We start from the raw sequence: 13,962 nt of genomic DNA, 5'->3' as shown, positions 1-13,962 counted from the left end.
GCGTGTCCCGGATGCCCCCATGCCGCCAGAAATCGGGCGAAGGTGACGGCAGTTCGGGTCCGCGAAGAGCAGGAAGACCAGAAAGAGCAGATGGTGGGACCGGAGCCGCCCGGCGAGCGGAGATGAGTCACTCGCCGGGCGGTCCGGGTCAGGTGCAGCCGGCGGGAGTCGGCCGCGACACGTCGTTGATCAGTGCCTCGTGGGCCGCCTTGACCCGTGGCACATCGGGCTTGACGACCTTGCGGTCGTAGGTGATCAGCCCGTTCAGCTCGCCCTCGACGTCCGCGATCTGGGTGTAGACCGCGCCGTTGCCGCCCTTGCAGGCCAGGGCGTGCACCTCGGCGAGCTTGGTGAGGTAGTCGTCGGTGTACGTGGCCGGGTCGACGTCGACGTAGGACTGCTGCACCGACCAGGCGTGTCCGGGTACCGCCAGGCCGAGGCCGCCGTACTCGCCCATGACCGTGGCCCGTTTGCCGTCCGGGCGCGGTGGCAGTGCGGGGCTCGGGTAGCCGTGCTCGTCCATGATGTCGCCGGTGCCGCCGTCGGCGCCGAGGTTGAGGCCCGACTGGTTGTTGACCAGGCGGGTCGGGTCCCAGGCCTTGGCCTGTGTGGCGATGCGGCCCACGTCGTACTGGCCCCACCCTTCGTTGAAGGTGACCCACATGACGATGGACGGGCTGCTGATGTGCTCGTCGATCATCTGCTTCATTTCGAGCTCGTACTCGGCTCGGGCCGCGGTGGACGGGTTGACGCCCGCCGTCATGGACGGCATGTCCTGCCAGACCAGCAGGCCGAGCCGGTCGGCCCAGTAGAACCAGCGGTCGGGTTCGACCTTGATGTGCTTGCGGACCGAATTGAAGCCCATCGCCTTGTGCATCTTCAGGTCGTAGGCCAGGGCCTTGTCGCTGGGTGCGGTGTGCAGGCCGTCCGGCCAGAACCCCTGGTCGAGGGTGGCCATCATGAAGACCGGCTTGCCGTTGAGGACGGTTCGGGGAGTGCCGTTGATGTTCTCCACGGTGATGGACCGCATGCCGAAGTAGCTGTTGACACGGTCAGTGCCGACGCTGACCTTCAGGTCGTACAGGAACGGGTCGTCGGGCGACCACAGCCGGGGATTCTTGATCTTCAGGGTGAGCGGGCTTCCGGTGCGTCCGGTGACGGTGGCGACCTTCCGCTTGCCGTCGTACGCGGTCGCGGTGACGGCGAGTCCGGGGCGTACGCCCTGCGGCTCGACGGTCAGGGTGCCCGTGCCCGCGTCCGGCGTGAGCTTCAGTGAGTCGACGTGGTCGGTGGCGACGGGCTCCATCCACACGGTCTGCCAGATACCGGAGGACGGGGTGTACCAGATGCCGCTGGGGTCGAGGCGCTGCTTGCCGACGGGCGGGTTCTCGCCGCTCGCGGCGTCGGTCGGGTCGTAGACGCCGACGATCAGCTCCTGGGTGCGGCCGGGCTTGAGGGCGTCGGTGACGTCGGCGCTGAACTTGTCGTAGCCGCCCTTGTGTTCGGCGACCTTGGTGCCGTTGACGTAGACCTCGGAGCGCCAGTCGACCGCGCCGAAGTTGAGCTGCAGGCGCTTGGTGGAGCCGATCCTCCAGTCGGACGGGACCGTGAAGGTGCGCCGGTACCACATGCGGTCCTCGTGCCGCTCGATGCCCGACAGCTGGGACTCGACGGGGTACGGGACGAGGATCTTCTCGGCGAGTTTCCGGCCCACCGGGGGCTGTTCGCCCGCCTTCGCCGCGGCGAACTGCCAGGTGCCGTTGAGGTTCTTCCAGTCGGCGCGGGTGAGCTGCGGCCTGGGGTACTCGCGGTGGGCGTTGGCCGGGGTGACCTTCTCGCCCCACGGGGTGCTCAGCTGGTAGGTGGATTTGTTGGCGCCGCTGCTCCAGAAGGCCTTGACAACGTTGCCGTCCTTGCCGGAGAGGCCGCCCGATCCGTCGTAGCGCACATCGGCGGCGCCGCGCGCGGTGCCGGTCTTGTTGCCGACCACGGGTTCCTTGAGCGCGACCAGCAGCGATCTCGGGTTGGCCGGATCCAGTCGCGCGCGGCCCAGCGGCCAGGTGGCTCCGCCGATCACGGCGTCCAGGTGATCGGTGAGACCGGCCGGGGCGGCCGCGAGTTGCTGGGCGAAGTCGAGCCGCAGAGTGCGGCCGTCCTTGAGGACCGTGGTGGCGATGGCCCCGTTGTAGTCGTAACCCTCGGGCAGCAGGAAGGCCGACTGGGGGACGGCGGTCTTGGTACCGCCGGGCGGTGTCCAGCGCACGTGGAGGTTGGAGCCTCCGTAGTGCTCGAAGTACTCGATCTTGATGTCGTAGGCCTTGCCGGCGGTCAACTCCACGGGGGCGCCGGTCTGTTCGCGGTCCCAGTCGTCGACCCAGTGGTCGATGGCGATTTTCCCGTCCACCCAGAGGCGGAAGCCGTTGTCCCCGATGATCGAGAAGGTGGTGGGACCGGTTTTCTCCGGCACGATCCGGCCGGTCCAGCGGACGGAGACGTCGTCCGACCGTCCGGTCGCCGAGCGGAGACGGGGTTCCAGGTTGTCGAAGTCGAGTTGCGGGTCGAATCCGGTGGCTTTGAGTTCGTGGAAGTCGAAGGCGCCGGGGGCGGACTGGGTGTAGTACTCACCCTTGAGGCCGTGGATCTCGGGATCCTCCGCGGCCGTCGCGGCAGGTGCTGCGGCCAGTCCCGCGGCACCCAGCACTGCTGCGACGAGCAGGGCGAGGCTGTGTGTGAACGGTCTGATGCGCACGAATCCTCCTTGGTTGAGGAAGGGTGGCGGCTCGGTGCTTCAGTCTGTACAACGTTGGAAGCAGAGGCAGTTGGCATGAGAGCACGGGCTCTCGGCCGCTGTCCAGGTCCATGACAAAGCTCCGGTCGCGGAGCCCCTGTCGATGCCGAGGAGATTCCTTGCGGGTCAGCCTGAAGGACGTGGCCGAGCGGGCCGGCGTCTCGATCAAGACCGTTTCCAACGTCGTGAACAACTATCCGCACGTCACACCCACGATGCGCGCCAAGGTGCAGGAGGCGATCGACGAGCTCGGCTACCGGCCGAACCTCACCGCGCGCCATCTTCGCAAGGGCCGTACGGGCATCATCGCGCTCGCCGTTCCCGAGCTCGGCAATCCCTACTTCGCCGAGCTCGCCGGCGCGGTGATCGACGCGGCGGCCCAGCACGAGTTCACGGTCCTGCTCGACCACACGCGCGGCGACCGTGAGCAGGAGCTGCTGGTCAGCCAGGGTTTCCGGGCCCGGGTCATCGACGGGCTGATCCTGAGCCCGCTGGAACTGGAGGCCGAGGACCTGCACGGCCGGGCCGACGACGTACCGCTCGTACTGCTCGGCGAGCGCGAGTACGACCTCCCGTTCGACCACATCGCGATCGACAACGTGGCCGCCTCGCGGGAAGCGGTGCGTCATCTGATCGGCCGCGGCCGGACCCGGATCGCCTACCTCGGCGCCCGCACCGACTCCGCGAACCGCCCCGCCCATCTGCGACTCGACGGCTGGCGGGCGGAGTTGACGGCGGCGGGCCTGCCGACCACGGACGACATGGTCGTGCCCGTCGACGGCTGGGACCGGGACGACGGGGCCCGGGCCATGGCCCGGCTGCTGGACTCGGGCATCCGGCCCGACGCGGTCTTCGCCTACAACGACCTCATCGCGATCGGCGCCATGCGGGTGCTGCACGAGCGCGGGCTCAGGGTGCCGTGGGACGTCGCCGTGGTGGGTTTCGACGACATCGCCGAGAGCCGTTTCGGTGCCGTCTCACTGACCACGATCGCGCCGGACAAACAGGCCATCGCCCGCCTCGCCATGGCCTCGCTGCTGCGCAGCCTGTCGGGCCGTCAGGAACCCGGCGGACGTGAACTCACCGCGGAATACCGGCTGGTGGAGCGGGAGAGCACCCTCGGACGACGCTGAAAACGGTCCGGACCAACTGGCCGAGATTTCGGACGGAAGGCTTTACAGCGTCCTTCCAACGATGTAAAAAACTCCCCTGAACGACGTGCACGCCATGTTGACCGCAAGTGCCGAACTCCCCGGGAGCGCTCTCAGCGCCGGGGCCGCGCCGTTTGGGGAACTCCCATGAAGCCCACCGCACTTCTCCGTCGTACCTCCGCTCGAACCCTCCTCGCCACCGGCCTCCTGACAAGCCTGGTCCTGACCACCGGATGCACCAAGTCCGAGGACTCCTCCGAAAGCGACAAGGCCGCACCCCAGCAGGGTGACGCCGGCCAGCAGGTCGCCTCGCCCAGCGCCGGATCCGGCCCCGCCTGCACCATCGACGCGTACGGGGGCGAGAAGCTCGACCTCAAGAGCGCCACCGTCGGTTTCTCCCAGTCCGAGAAGGAGGCCAATCCCTTCCGGATCGCGGAGACCGCCTCGATCGAGGCGGAAGCAAAGAAGCGGGGCGTCAAGCTGCTCACCGCCAACGCCCAGTCGCAGTTCTCCAAGCAGATCAGCGACGTCCAGGACCTCATCGCCAAGGGCGCCGACCTGCTCGTCATCGCGCCGCTCAACTCGGACGGCTGGGAACCGGTCCTGCGCACGGCGGCGGCCAAGCACATCCCGATCGTCACGGTGGACCGCAAGATCAACGCCACCGCCTGCAAGGACTATGTGAGCTTCATCGGCTCCGACTTCGTGGAGCAGGGCAAGCGGGCCGCCGACGAGATGATCAAGGCGACCGGGGGCAAGGGCGACCTCGCCATCCTGCTCGGCTCGGCGGGCAACAACGTCACCACGGAACGCACCAAGGGCTTCGTCGACCGGATCAAGGACAAGGCGCCCGGTCTCAAGGTGGTGTTCCAGCAGACCGGCGAATTCGCCCGCGAGAAGGGCCAGTCGGTCACCGAGAACCTCATCCAGTCCAAGCCCGGGATCAAGGGCATCTACGCCGAGAACGACGAGATGGGCCTCGGCGCCGTCAACGCCCTCAAGGGCGCGGGCAAGAAGGCCGGTGCCGTGAAGATCGTGACCATCGACGGCACGCGCAACGCCGTACAGGGCATCGTGGACGGCTGGATCCACGGCGTCATCGAGTCCAACCCGCGCTTCGGACCGCTCGCCTTCCAGACCCTCGACACCTTCACCCAGGGCTCCGAGGTGGCTCAGGACATCGTTATCAAGGACAGCGCCTACACCGAGGCCAACGCCCAGTCGGACCTCGACAAGGCGTACTGAGATGCTCGCTGTCACCGGCGTGTCCAAGGTCTTCCCCGGCGTGAAGGCGCTGTCCGACGTGGACTTCACCGCCCGCGCCGGGGAGGTCCACGCCCTCGTCGGCGAGAACGGCGCGGGCAAGTCGACCCTGATCAAAGTACTCACCGGCGTCTACCGGCCGGACGCGGGCGAGGTCGTCCACGACGGCACGCCGGTCCGTTTCACCACCCCCCTGCAGGCCCAGCAGGCCGGCATCTCGACCATCTACCAGGAGGTCAACCTCGTCCCGCTGATGAGCGTGGCCCGCAATCTCCTCCTCGGCCGCGAACCCCGCGGCCGGCTCGGTCTGATCGACTTCCGGCGCCTGCACCGGGAGGCGGACGAGGCGCTGCGCGGCCTGGGCATCCGCGTCGACGTGCGCCGCCCGCTGCGCGAACTCGGCGTCGGGGCCCAGCAGATGGTCGCCCTCGCACGTGCCGTCGCCATCGACGCCCGTGTGGTGATCATGGACGAGCCCACCTCCTCACTCGAACCGCGCGAGGTGCGCACCCTGTTCGACGTCATCCGCATGCTGCGCGAGCGCGGCATCGCCGTGGTCTACGTGAGCCACCGCTTGGACGAGCTGTACGAGATCTGCGACACGGTCACCGTGCTGCGCGACGGCCGCGTGGTGCACACCGGCCGCCTCGCCAACCTCGACCGCCTGCGTCTGGTCTCGCTCATGCTGGGCCGGGAGATCGGCGAGGTCCGCAGCGAGGGCCTGACCAAGTTCACCGGATCCCACCACGCCTCGGCCGAACCCATGCTGCACGCCGAGGGATTGACGGTCCGTCACCAGTTGCGGGACGTGTCGCTGTCCATCCGCCCGGGCGAGGTGGTGGGCCTGGGCGGGCTGCTCGGCTCGGGCCGCAGCGAGACGGCCAGGGCCGTCGCCGGGGCCCTGCCGACGGACTCGGGCCGGGTCTCGGTCGGCGGCGCTCCCGTGCGCACCGGTTCGACACCGGCCGCGATCCGCGCCGGAATCAGCCTCCTGCCGGAGGACCGCAAGGCCGAGGGAATCGTCCCCGGTCTTTCGGTACGGGAGAACATCGCGCTGGCCGCCCTGCCCTCGCTCTCACGGTTCGGCCTGGTGGACGACGCCCGTATCGACCGGATCGTCGACACCTTCGTACAGCGGCTGCGCATCAAGTCCGCAGGACCGCACCAGAAAGTGGGCGAGCTCTCCGGCGGCAACCAGCAGAAGGTGCTGCTGGCCCGCTGGCTCGCGCTGCATCCGAAAGTGCTGCTGCTGGACGAGCCGACCCGCGGCATCGACGTCGGCGCCAAGGCTGAGGTACAGGCACTCATCGACGAACTCGCCGACGACGGACTGGCCGTGCTCCTGATCTCCTCCGACACCGAGGAGCTGATCGAGGGCAGCGACCGGATCGTCGTACTCAAGGACGGGGCGGTGGTGGACGAGTTGACCGGCGACGACGTCACCGAGGACGCGCTGATGCGGGCCATCGCGGCCGAACCCGCCGGGAGCCACCATGACTGAACTCACCCTCGTGCAGGGCCGGGTGGACCGCGACCGGCTGCTGCGCCTGCTCCAGGAGTACGGCGTCTACGCGGGCGTCGCCGCACTTCTGGTCTTCAACTTCGCCTTCACCGATCACTTCGTCTCCGCGGAGAACTTCCGCACCCAGGCCGTCCAGGTCGCCCCGGTGCTCATCGTCGCGCTGGGCATGGCGCTGGCGATCGGCACCGAGGGCGTCGACCTGTCGGTGGGCTCCGTGATGGCCCTGTCCACCTCGCTGCTGTCCCTCTATCTCGGCTACGGGCCTTGGATCGCCGTGTTCGTGGCGGTGGCGGGCGGCATCCTGATCGGGCTCGCGAACGGAACACTGGTCGCCCACCTGGGAGTTCAGCCGATCGTCGCCACGCTCGCCCTCATGGTCGCCGGTCGCGGCCTCGCCCTGGTCCTGCTCCCCCAGCTCAAGGACGTACGCGATCCGGGCATGGCGGCGCTCGGCTCCGGCGACGTGCTGGGCGTGCCGTATCTCGTCCTCATCGCCGTCGGCCTGGCCCTGTTGGTGGCCTTCGTGGTGCGCCGCACCACCTTCGGGCGACAACTGCTCGCCATCGGCGACAGCCGGCCGGCGGCCCGCCTCGCCGGCCTGCCCGTACGCCGGATCCTCATCGTGGTGTACGCCTGCTCCGGCGCCCTGGCCGCGGTGGCGGGCATCCTCGCCACCGCCCGGCTGACGGCCAGTGACCCGACCTCCCTGGGCACGCTCATGGAACTGTCGGCGATCACCGCCGTGGTGGTCGGCGGCACTCCCCTGTCCGGTGGCCGGGTCCGGATCGGCGGCACGGTCGCCGGTGCCGTCCTCATCCAGCTGCTGACCACCACGCTCGTCAAGCACGACCTGCCGCCGTCGTGGACGCAGATGGCCCAGGCCGTGGTGATCGTCGGCGCCGTCTACGCGGCCCGCGAACGGGGGAAGCGATGACGACCGAGACCACGGAAGCCGACATGCAGCCCGACGCCGTCCAGCAGATCACCGACGAGGAACGCGGACCGGGTCGCGCCGACCGGTTCAGCGCCCTCGCCCAGCAGCACGGGGCCCTGGTCACCCTCCTGATGGCCATGGTCGTGGCGTCACTGAGCTTCGACACGTTCCTGACCGGCGACAACCTCGAGAACATGGCGCTGTCCTCGGCCTTCCTCGCCGTGGTCGCGCTCGGCATGACGTTCGTCATCGTCACCGGCGGGATCGACCTGTCGGTCGGTTCGCTCTTCGCCCTCGGCGGGGTGGTGGCCGCCTGGGGCTCGCAGTACGGCTCGGCGGTGGCCCTGCTGCTCCCGCTCGCGGTGTGCGGGCTGATCGGCCTGGTCAACGGACTGCTCATCGCCCGGTCCGGTCTGGCCCCGTTCATCGTCACCCTCGCCGCCATGCTCGGCGCGCGCGGCATCCTGCTGGCGATCACCGACGAGGGCTCACGGACCTATCTCGTCGACAAGGACTCCTTCTTCGCGACACTCGGCCAGGGCTCCCTGCTCGGGATCGGCGTGCCCGTGTGGATCACGGTGGCCCTGTTCGTACTGGGAGCCGTCGTACTGCGACGGACCAGATTCGGCCAGTACGTGTACGCGGTCGGCGGCAACGAGGACGCGGCGGCCCTGATGGGTGCGCCCGTGGCCCGTACGAAGATCGCGGTGTACGCCGTGTCGGGGCTGTGCGCAGGCCTCGCGGGCGCGCTCAACGCGGCCTGGCTGCTGTCGGGCGTGACGATCCTCGGCTCGGGCATGGAACTGGAGGCCATCGCGGCGGTCGTCATCGGCGGCACCCTGCTGTCCGGCGGTTTCGGCTTCGTCAGCGGCTCGATCGTCGGGGTGCTCCTGCTGAAGGTGATCCAGAACGTCATCAACCAGATCGGCTCCCTCGACTCCGCCTACCAACAGGTCGTCAGCGGCGCCTTCCTCGCCGTCGTGGTGGTGGCCCAGACCTGGCTCGGGCGTAGACGACGGGTCCTGTGACCGCGAACCCGCGGCCGTCTTTGTGGAGCGGCCCTCTTTGTGAATCCTGACGACGATCTCGATGTGCAGCGCGGGCTGCCACAAGGCAGCCCGCGCCGACGTGTTCAGCTGTCCCGGCAGCCGCGTTACGTGGTGAAGCGGTGGGTACCGGACCCTGCCCGGTACACCACGCAGCCGTCTTCCTCGCGCAGGAACGTCGCGCGGGTGTGGGTGACCGCGTCCGGATCGTCCGCGGGGATCCATACCTCGGCGGACGTGTTGGCGGGCACGGTGCACGTCAGGGAGAAGCCGCCGGACCGCTTCTCCCACCGCGTCGAGATCGGACCGTGGACCGAGGTGAACGTGGCGCGTGCGGAGGTGACCTCACCGCCCGGACGGGGACGGATGACGATCTCCCGGTAGCCGGGGCGGCCCGCCGAGATGCCGGCGATGTTCGTGTACATCCACTCCCCGACCGAGCCGTAGGCGTAGTGGTTGAAGGAGTTCATGTCCGGTGTCTGGAAATCGCCGTCGGGCTCGATGGAGTCCCAGCGTTCCCACATCGTGGTGGCGCCCTTGTCGATCTGGTAGCCCCAGCTGGGGTAGGAGCGCTGCTGGAGCAGCCGGTAGGCGACATCGGTGTGCCCGGCGTCGGTGAGGACGGGCAGCAGCCGGGGCGTACCGAGGAAGCCGGTCGAAAGGTGCCAGTCCTTGGCCTCGATGAGCGCGACGAGCCGGTCGGCCGCCGCTTTCCGCAGCGCGTCCGGCAGCAGGTTCATCGACAGGGCGAGGACGTACGCCGTCTGCGTGTCGCCCTTCACCTTGCCGTCTGCGGTGACGTAGGCGTCCTGGAACGCCTTGCGGATGCGCTCGAACAGGTCCCGGTAGGGGGCGGGGTCCTTGCCGAGTTCCTCGGCCGTCCGGGCCGCGAGGTCGGCGCTGTGTGCGAAGTACGCGGTGGCGATGACGTCCTTCGGTGTCTCGTCGGAGACGTTGAGCCAGTCGCCGTACCCGCCGGCCGGCCGCAGCAGGTTCGTGCTGTTCTTCTCCAGGTACTTCAACCAGGCCTGGATGGACGGCCAGGCGTCCTCAAGCACCTGCCGGTCGCCGTACGCCTGGTACAGGGACCAGGGGACCGTGACGCCCGCGTCGCCCCATCCGGCGACGCCGTTGCCGATCGTCCCGACCATGGGCGCCACGTCCGTGAACGCGCCCTCGGCGGTCTGGGCGTCACGCAGGTCCACGAGCCACTTGGTGAGGAAGCGGGCCGATTCCATGGTGTACGCGGCCGTCGGGGCGAAGACGTTGATGTCGCCCGTCCATCCCAGGCGTTCGTCGCGCGCGGGTGTGTCGGTCGGGATGGAGAGGAAGTTGCCGCGCTGCCCCCAAGTGATGTTGCTGTGCAGCTTGTTGAGCATCGGGACGTTCGTCTCGAACTCGAAGGTGAAGGACGCAGCCGTGTGCATGACGCGGCCCGTCATCGCCTTCGCCGAGGGAGTGCCCGGGAACCCGGTCACCTCGACATAGCGGAACCCGTGGAAGGTGAAGCGCGGCTCGTACGTCTCCTCGCCACGGCCTTTCAGGATGTACGTGTCGGTCGCCGCGGCGGTGCGCAGGTTCGCGGTGTAGAGGGTGCCGTCGGGGTTGAGGACCTCGGCGTGTCTCAGCCGCACGGCCGTTCCCGCGGGGCCCGCGACACGCAGCCGGACCGAGCCGACCATGTTCTGGCCCAGGTCGAACACGAAGACTCCAGGCTTGGGTTCGGTCACCTTCTTGACCGGGAGTTCCCTGGCCACGCGGACCGCGCCGTCCACCTGGGCGACGATCAGGCCGGGAGCGGCCTCGCCCGCGGCGCGCACGGGGAGCCATGTCCGGTCGTCGAAGCCGGGTGACGTCCAGCCGGCGGTCTCCTTGCGCGCGTCGTACGTCTCGCCGCCCAGCAGGTCGGCGGCGACGATCGGCCCCGAGGCGGCCCGCCACTGGGTGCCGGACGTGATGCGTTCGCTCGTGCCGTCGGCGTACTCGATCTCCAACTGCGCCAGCAGCGCCGGGCGTTCACCGTACTGGTGGGGTCCGAACATGCCGACGTTGCCCGCGTACCAGCCCGGCGCCACGTAGGCGCCGATGGCGTTTCCGCCCTGGCGCACGAGCTTGGTGACGTCGTACGTCTGGTACTGGACGCGTTCGCGGTAGTCGGTCCAGCCGGGGGCCAGCTCATCGCGGCCCACGCGACGGCCGTTGAGGTGTGCCTCGTACAGGCCGAGGGCCGTGGCGTACAGGCGTGCGCGTGACACCTTCTTTCGCGGCAGCCGGAACTCGTGGCGCAGTTGGTTGGCGGCGTACACGACCGGGACGACCCTGCCCCACGGCCCGGCTCCCCACGCGGCTGCCTTCTTCGCCGCCGGCCAGCCGCTGTCGTCGAAGCCTGCGTCGCGCCAGCCGTCGGCGGGTTCCTTGTCCGTCGACTTCCAGGCGGTGTCGGTGACGATCTTCTGCTCGCCGGCGGGCGTCTGGACGGTCAGGACGGCGACGAGGCCGGCGGGGCCCACGCTCGCGTTGGTCGCCGAGACCGCGAGGACGTTACTGCCGGCACGCACCTGGGCGAGTACGTCGACGACGGCCGGGCGGCGCCAGCCCTCGTGGTCCGTGGCCAGGTCGGTGCGGGCCACCTCGGTGCCGTTCACGGAGACGGCGTACACGTTGTCGGCGGTGATGGCCAGGGTCGCCGCCGTGACTCCGCCGGGGAGGTCGAAGGTGCGACGGAACCAACGGGTCGCCGCGGGCGCACTGTTGGCCGGTTCGCCCTCGGGGAACCAGATCCAGTCGCAGCCTTCGAGGGACGGTGCGTCCGTGAGGGCGGCGGGAGCGGAGATCCATTTCGCGGACCACTGCGCGGCGCCCATGAGGCCTGTTTCCCACCAGGAGGGCGCGCTCCAGCCGGACGCCTCGCCGTCGCCGTCCCATACCCGCACGGACCAGAAGTAGCGTGTCCGTGGCTTGAGTTGAGGGCCCGTGTACGGAACGAGGGACGAATCGCCGGAGACGACCTTCCCGCTGTCCCAGACATCCGGGCGGGACAGTCGCGACTCGCTGGAGGCGACGCGGACCTGATAGGCGCTCTGGCGCGAACCCGGCTTCTCCGAGGCCATCGGCCAGCTCAGGCGCGGGTGTTGCACGTCGAGGCCCAGAGGGTGCTGAACGTACTCGACGGTCGGCGCGGTGACGCGCAGGGCGCCGCGTTGCGCGGACGCCGGAGCTGATGCTGACGCCGGCGCGGCGACGGCCGGCCCTGCTCCGGCGGCCACACCGGCAACCGTGGCCGCCGCGCTCGCCAGGATGTTCCTCCTACTTATCACTACGGGCCCCTAACGCAGAATGATGAATCGATTCACGGCGTTGGACGTACGTGAACGTAGGGGCGCCCGAGGCAAGGGTCAATGAGTGTGCAGGGATTTCTTGACGGACAGTCGGATGAGGGTGCGACTTCAGCCGGGCCCGTCACAGTCACGACGCAAGGCGATTGAACGGTTTCAATTCCCTGAACGTCAGGCGCCGCATGAGGCCTGAGACGATGATCTCGACACGTGCGCGACGGACGCGACGCAACGATCAGGGCCGGGACGGCCCGCCGAAGGAGTTCAGCTTGAGCGACACGACGACGGGCACCGCGGGCAGGCGGGTCTTCATCGACAAGCAGAGCCCCAAGGCCTATCACGCGCTGGTCCAGGCCTCCGAAGCCGTCCGTGCGACCGCCGCCGACGCGGGTCTCGACCGCATCCTCGTGGAGCTGATCAACCTCCGCGTGTCCCAGATCAACGGCTGCGCGTACTGCCTCGATGTGCACACCAAGGCCGCTCTGCGCGCCGGCGAGACCACACAACGCCTGGGCGTACTGCCCGCCTGGCGTGACACGGAACTGTTCACGCCACGGGAACGGGCCGCGCTCGCCCTGGCGGAAGCGACCACCGACATCGCGAACGCGAACGCCCAGGCGGACGCCTACGCGGATGCCCGCCAGATCCTGACCGAGGACGAGATATCCGCCGTGATCTGGGTGGCGCTCACCATCAACGCCTTCAACCGGGTCTCGATCATGAGCAAGCATCCGGTGCGGGGGCTCCCTCAGGGGTGACGGGTACGCGCTCGCGCAGGGGCTTCGACGGCGTCGTCCTGGATCGGCCCCGGCGAACGAAGTCCCGTCGTGCCCGACCGAACCGGGCACAGGATGTCGGGTCCGGCGGGGTGGGTCCTTCCTAACGTTGGTGATCGAAAGGGAAGGAGACCGGGGTGCTGGAGCGGCTCAACCAGGCCATGGAGCACATCGAGTGCCACCTCGATGAGCGCATCGAGGTGTCCGAACTGGCGCGGATCGCGGTGACGTCGGAGTACCACTTCCGGCGGCTGTTCTCGGCGCTGGCGGGGATTCCGCTGTCGGAGTACATCCGGCGCAGACGTCTGACGATCGCGGGAGCCGAAGTGCTGGCAGGCGAACGGACACTGCTGGAGATCGCGGTGCGTTACGGCTACAGCTCGGGGGAGGCGTTCGCGCGTGCGTTCCGCACGATGCACGGCATCGGTCCCGGCGAGGCCAGGCGGGCCGGTGCGAGTCTGCAGTCCCAGCCCCGGATGTCCTTCCGACTCGTCGTCGAAGGGAGCAGCAGCATGCGGTACAGGGTCGTGGAGAAGGAGGAGTTCCGAGTGGTGGGCAGGAAGGCGCGTGTCCCCCTCGTGCATGAGGGGATGAACCCGGCGATCGCCGACTTCATCCGGGGCATCGGCCAGGAGACGATCCAGCGCATCGAGCGGCTGTCCGATCAGCAGCCGGAGGGGATCATCTCGGTGAGCGACAATCTGGACGAGAGCCGCGCCGAGGGAACCGAACTCGACTACTACCACGGCGTGGTGACCCACGCCGACGTGCCCGAGGACATGGACGCGCTCACCGTCCAGGCCGGGACATGGGCCGTCTTCGAGAACTCCGGGCCGTTCCCGCAGGCGCTCCAGTACCTGTGGCGGGACGTGTTCACCCAGTGGTTCCCGTCCAATCCGTACCAGAGCCGACCGGGGCCCGAGATCCTGCGGACCCGGCTGTCGCAGGGTGCCACGCACGCGGACGCGGAGCTGTGGATCCCCGTGGAGCGGACCCCGGTCTGAGGGACTGGCGGGGGGGGGGGGGCGCGGGGGGGGGCGGCCCCCCCCCCCCCCCCCAACCCACCCCCCCCCCCCCCCGGGAGACACAGACGCGCCGACGGGCCGCGATTCGGCCCGGTCGGACCAGCCCCCGCAAGTTATATAAA

At 69.1% G+C, this 13,962-nt stretch carries 9 protein-coding genes; 7 read left to right on the top strand and 2 right to left on the bottom strand.

The genetic code is table 11. The annotated features are described in order from the left end of the window. Positions 1-148: 148 nt before the first annotated feature. On the bottom strand, positions 149-2,749 hold the full coding sequence (locus ACFWXQ_RS19095; RefSeq protein ID WP_386268646.1) for a PA14 domain-containing protein: 2,601 nt from the start codon (positions 2,747-2,749) through the stop codon (positions 149-151). 158 nt (positions 2,750-2,907) lie between these two features. Here ACFWXQ_RS19095 and ACFWXQ_RS19090 point away from each other — a divergent pair, with 158 nt between their 5' ends. The 5 genes from ACFWXQ_RS19090 to ACFWXQ_RS19070 all read left to right on the top strand — a co-directional run bounded on the left by ACFWXQ_RS19090 (position 2,908) and on the right by ACFWXQ_RS19070 (position 8,686). Further along, positions 2,908-3,921, top strand: coding sequence for a LacI family DNA-binding transcriptional regulator (locus tag ACFWXQ_RS19090; protein ID WP_383944644.1), 1,014 nt, complete (start codon positions 2,908-2,910; stop codon positions 3,919-3,921). Positions 3,922-4,086: 165 nt separating this feature from the next. Then, positions 4,087-5,184, top strand: a complete 1,098-nt coding sequence (locus ACFWXQ_RS19085; RefSeq protein WP_383944647.1) for an ABC transporter substrate-binding protein — start codon at positions 4,087-4,089, stop codon at positions 5,182-5,184. A 1-nt stretch (position 5,185) separates the two neighbouring features. Continuing rightward, positions 5,186-6,703: a sugar ABC transporter ATP-binding protein gene (locus ACFWXQ_RS19080; RefSeq protein ID WP_383944650.1), complete on the top strand. Its 1,518-nt coding sequence runs from the start codon at positions 5,186-5,188 to the stop codon at positions 6,701-6,703. Next, positions 6,696-7,658: an ABC transporter permease gene (locus ACFWXQ_RS19075; RefSeq protein ID WP_386268644.1), complete on the top strand. Its 963-nt coding sequence runs from the start codon at positions 6,696-6,698 to the stop codon at positions 7,656-7,658. Before ACFWXQ_RS19080 ends, ACFWXQ_RS19075 begins: the two co-directional genes overlap by 8 nt. Before the next feature lie 23 nt (positions 7,659-7,681). Continuing rightward, positions 7,682-8,686 (top strand): ABC transporter permease, encoded by a 1,005-nt coding sequence (locus ACFWXQ_RS19070; protein WP_383955716.1) that lies wholly within the window; start codon positions 7,682-7,684, stop codon positions 8,684-8,686. 125 nt (positions 8,687-8,811) lie between these two features. On the opposite strand, the gene ACFWXQ_RS19065 is transcribed toward ACFWXQ_RS19070, so the two are convergent. After that, complete coding sequence (locus ACFWXQ_RS19065) at positions 8,812-12,021, bottom strand: alpha-L-rhamnosidase (protein ID WP_383955710.1); 3,210 nt, start codon at positions 12,019-12,021, stop codon at positions 8,812-8,814. Positions 12,022-12,308: 287 nt separating this feature from the next. On the opposite strand from ACFWXQ_RS19065, the gene ACFWXQ_RS19060 reads away from it, so the two are divergent. Together ACFWXQ_RS19060 and ACFWXQ_RS19055 are read left to right on the top strand one after the other, a co-directional pair. Beyond that, positions 12,309-12,797: a carboxymuconolactone decarboxylase family protein gene (locus ACFWXQ_RS19060; protein WP_383955708.1), complete on the top strand. Its 489-nt coding sequence runs from the start codon at positions 12,309-12,311 to the stop codon at positions 12,795-12,797. Between the two features lie 155 nt (positions 12,798-12,952). Beyond that, positions 12,953-13,819: a GyrI-like domain-containing protein gene (locus ACFWXQ_RS19055; RefSeq protein WP_383955705.1), complete on the top strand. Its 867-nt coding sequence runs from the start codon at positions 12,953-12,955 to the stop codon at positions 13,817-13,819. Positions 13,820-13,962 lie beyond the last annotated feature (143 nt).

Source organism: Streptomyces sp. NPDC058697 (genome assembly GCF_042715345.1).
Lineage (GTDB): Bacteria > Actinomycetota > Actinomycetes > Streptomycetales > Streptomycetaceae > Streptomyces > Streptomyces liliifuscus.
The sequence above is the reverse complement of the archived record's forward strand: the minus strand, read 5'-3'. Positions and strand labels throughout refer to the sequence as shown.

Excerpts from the sequence above, each read along its gene's own strand:
- ACFWXQ_RS19085 (WP_383944647.1), top strand. The coding sequence starts at position 4,087 with ATGAAGCCCACCGCACTTCTCCGTCGTACCTCCGCTCGAACCCTCCTC.
- ACFWXQ_RS19080 (WP_383944650.1), top strand. The coding sequence starts at position 5,186 with ATGCTCGCTGTCACCGGCGTGTCCAAGGTCTTCCCCGGCGTGAAGGCG.
- ACFWXQ_RS19075 (WP_386268644.1), top strand. The coding sequence starts at position 6,696 with ATGACTGAACTCACCCTCGTGCAGGGCCGGGTGGACCGCGACCGGCTG.
- ACFWXQ_RS19070 (WP_383955716.1), top strand. The coding sequence starts at position 7,682 with ATGCAGCCCGACGCCGTCCAGCAGATCACCGACGAGGAACGCGGACCG.